Below are 3516 nucleotides of genomic sequence, written 5' to 3'. Positions count from 1 at the left end.
CTACGTGTCCACGATTTGGGGGCAACCCCATCTCGAGTGTTTGGTAGGGGACGGTTGTTTGGGCATGGTACATGCACCGCTTGTTCTGCATGATGCGTCCGCCCCTGTGTTGGAGGTTGATAGTCTCAGGTCCTAAGCCAATTCACAGTCTCTTGCCTTGTCATAATTGTGTGCTGGGCTCACACGCAATTCCCGCGCGGGTGCAATTTTTCTGGATCAGCACTAGACGTCGGAGAGCACGGCCCTGCGGAAAACTATGAAGCCGTAATGGGTCTTCGCCATGGCGCTTGGTGCGGCAATTGGTTGGGGTGCCTATACCTTGCCCTTCGACTGGATGCAGAAGGCGGGGCTGGCCGGACTCATGCGTTTATTGCTGGGTGGGGCGCTGACGCTGGGGGTACTCGTGCGTTGTCGCGTTGAATGCGTCGGCGGTCACGCTCGTCTTCCGTGTCACATTCCCTGAATTGGTTATGAGGGGTGCGCTTTCTGGCCAGTTCCAGTTGTTTGCCGTTGCGATCATGATTGTGGCGGTGGTGGTCATAGTGGCGTCGATGGTGATTTATTACGTCGCCAAGCGCCTGGAGCTTGCACCCGCTTTCTCTGTGGACGTCCCGCCGGTAGCAGCGGTTGCGACCATCATCGCTTTTGCCCTGTGGGCCTACGTGGGTTTTGATTCCATTCCGCAGTTGGCGGGCGAGTTCAATTTCTCGCCGAGGAAGGCGCTAGGCCTTCTGATGTGGGGAGTCATTGCGGCGACCTTGATCTACTTGGCGATGATGCTCGCAACCTCTATCGCTGTGGGAGCGCATCACGATGCTTATGAAGGGGAGGCATGGCCGCCGGCGGCAGCCATCAGTGAGGTGATAGGGCCTGCCGGTTTGGCGCTCATGGTCGTAGCTGTCAGCGCCGGAGTTCTTACTGGGTTGAACGGATTCTTCACAGCGGCAAGCCGAGTCTTGTTTACTCTTGGCCGCGCCAACCTAGTCTCGAGTCGGCTGGGTGAGCTAAATGGTAAGCAGCGCACCCCGCGCAACGCGATTCTTTTGATGTGCGCGGTGTGCCTGGTTACCCCGTGGTTTGGGCGCGCGGCTTTGACGTGGGTTGTTGATATGTCCAGTGCTGGCATCACGGTGGCGTATTTCTATACGTGCTTCTGCGCATGGAAGATTGCGCGTACCGGGCAGGTTCCCGGGATGCCCAAGCCGATTGCGCCGAACCAGTTTTACGAGTACTTCGCGCTGGCTGGGTGCATTCTCGCCGTCGGGTACTTGGCGTTGCTCTTCGTTCCGGACTCGCCTGGCATGCTGGGAACGGCTCCGCTCATCGCGTTGGTGGTCTGGGTTGTGCTGGGGCTGGCGTCGTGGGCCATCAAGAGCCGGCAGCTGAAGGATGTGCCGCCGGAGGAGACGACGGCATTGATTTTGGAGTAGGTGGGGTGGTTAGTCGGCGGTGGTTGCTGGATGAGTCGAAGGTCTACATGGTGCCTCGGTAAACCGACTCATCCGGGGGTCAGGCCCGACCTAGGGGTCGCGTATTCAGTGCGGCGAGTGTGTTGATAAGTAGGTACGTGGTCGCAGTATCAGCAGGTGCGGAGAGAAAACCACCTCGGGCCAGGACGTCGAGTTCTTGGATGTGTTTCGGCTGCCTAGGGTATCGGGCCAGATTACTACCAGTACGGCAGCGAGCGCGTTGGTGTAGTAGAGCCATATGGAGCAGTCCTGGGAAGGCGTCCGATCGAGAGACTCGGAAGAATTGAACGACGACCACATGTGCATGTGACATTACGTGCTATATTATCGCTAAGAGATATTTTTCCTCTCATTGAAACATTGGAGGCTATGTTATGCGCCATTCGACAGAGCAGTTTTTTGAAACTATGAACAAGCTTGCCGAGCCCGTCCAGTTTGCTCTCACACAGGGGTTTAAGAAGGCGCAAAATGCAAACCTAGGAGTGTTTCGAGCGAATAAGAAATCACTGCTGTCTCACATTGTTCGTAGCGGTGCTTATGATTACCTATATGACAATCCGGTTGAAGGATTTATATTGGATGATGGCGCTCACAATTTAAATCAAGCAGTTTGTCTCTGGGAGGAGTCAACGGGCCTTGAAATCAGGATAGCGAAACTTAAACGGCTGAATTTGGTTGCTAGTCCGATCCCGGGAATTGATCAAGACCCTGTATATCAGCAGCAGTTGGCCCTATATGAAGTGGAACAGCAGTCGCCCGGTTTGGCATTTATTAGCTGGGAAACCCCCGGTTCATCAGACTCCTACGATTTTAGTCTTTTGGCTATTAGGCAGTCACGGAATGGGAACCTTCGCAAGGGGGAAGCGGACTTGGCGATTCCACTCTTCCAGGCGCAGTCCGAGCTGATCCCTAAGGTTTCATTTGATCCCAATGCGGTTTACAACTATGAGCTAGAAGATGAGCAAAATGAGGATTTTTCATAGTCGGCGCCTGAAAGACCTACGGCAGTCCATGGGGATGACTCAAAAAGAGTTTGCTAATTATCTTGGATGCAGCCAATCGTCACTCTCGGACGTAGAGAATGGGCGCAAGGAGAACAGCGAACTAGTCCAAAGGGCCCTCTTCGTGTTCAAGGTGCCTGCCTCGTATTTTGAAGCTTCCCCATCACACTATGGGTCTGGTGCGCTCAATTTCCGTACATACAAGGTGCCTGCAAAAGTGCAGGACGCATTTGCCTCAACTTTCTACGAAGCTGAACGAGAGCTTCTTTCGAAACCTATCAGCATGTCCGTTATTAGCTTGCCCGAGGAAGACCTGAACGATCGAACCGCGTCATTGCCGCTACCTTTGATTGAATCTTTAGCTAAAGAAACGAGAGTGCGATTAGGGATTCCTGTTTCCGGCCCAGTATTTAATGTCACGCACGCCATCGAAAACGCGGGACACCGTGTTTGTACCATAGCCAATAATTTCGTTGATATTTCAAGAATAGATGGTGCGTCTAGCCCAGTATTAAATATCGACGGACGCGGTTTAATCGCCACCACTGAGAACAGAGATGGTGGTCGGGTCCGATTTACTCGGGCCCATGAACTAGGGCACCTGGTCCTCCATACAGAAATCCGACCTGGTCTCGAAAGGCTGCGTGAGTCCGAAGCAAATCTATTCGCTGGCGCATTTCTTGTTCCGGAAAAGGATGCCCGTGAAATGATTAGTGAGCATCTGACGTTGGAAGGGTACGCGAGAATCAAAGCTAAATACGCTGTCTCAATCGCTGCGTTGATTATTCGGGCGTATCGTCTCGGTATTGTGTCTGCTAAGCGGTACCGCTCCCTTTTTGTTCAGTTGAGCTCGCGAGGGTGGCGAATGGAAGAGCCTGTTGAGATTCCGGTGGAAAAGGCAACTCACTTTCAGCTTTTCCGGGAGAAGCGGGAGCCCTTTTTCCAGCCCCTGCCACAGTTGTCAATGTAGATTTCAGCCATAAATAGATGAGGGTTGCCTGTGCGAGGGAACCTTTATGGGCCCTTCCGGTTTTAGAGTGCGTTGA

Annotated in this window: 3 protein-coding genes; all 3 read left to right on the top strand. The window is 53.4% G+C overall.

From position 1 onward, the window contains the following. Window positions 1–470 precede the first annotated feature (470 nt). Window positions 471–1430, top strand: a complete 960-nt coding sequence (locus tag HMPREF2943_RS11835) for an APC family permease (RefSeq protein ID WP_070711825.1) — start codon at window positions 471–473, stop codon at window positions 1428–1430. A 413-nt stretch (window positions 1431–1843) separates the two neighbouring features. Continuing rightward, complete coding sequence (locus HMPREF2943_RS11830; protein WP_070711822.1) at window positions 1844–2452, top strand: hypothetical protein; 609 nt, start codon at window positions 1844–1846, stop codon at window positions 2450–2452. Further along, the gene (locus HMPREF2943_RS12315) at window positions 2427–3440 is read left to right on the top strand and encodes a helix-turn-helix domain-containing protein (RefSeq protein ID WP_083315687.1); all 1014 of its coding nucleotides are present in this window, start codon (window positions 2427–2429) and stop codon (window positions 3438–3440) included. The genes HMPREF2943_RS11830 and HMPREF2943_RS12315 overlap by 26 nt, the downstream gene beginning before the upstream one ends. The last annotated feature ends 76 nt before the right edge of the window (window positions 3441–3516 follow it).

Origin of the sequence: Corynebacterium sp. HMSC072D12 (genome assembly GCF_001813925.1) — a bacterium.
Lineage (GTDB): Bacteria > Actinomycetota > Actinomycetes > Mycobacteriales > Mycobacteriaceae > Corynebacterium > Corynebacterium aurimucosum.
This window is presented reverse-complemented; position numbering and strand designations above follow the sequence as displayed.

What these genes read in the sequence shown, in the direction of transcription:
- HMPREF2943_RS11835 (WP_070711825.1), top strand. Translation starts at nt 471, where the DNA reads ATGAGGGGTGCGCTTTCTGGCCAGTTCCAGTTGTTTGCCGTTGCGATC.
- HMPREF2943_RS11830 (WP_070711822.1), top strand. Translation starts at nt 1,844, where the DNA reads ATGCGCCATTCGACAGAGCAGTTTTTTGAAACTATGAACAAGCTTGCC.
- HMPREF2943_RS12315 (WP_083315687.1), top strand. Translation starts at nt 2,427, where the DNA reads ATGAGCAAAATGAGGATTTTTCATAGTCGGCGCCTGAAAGACCTACGG.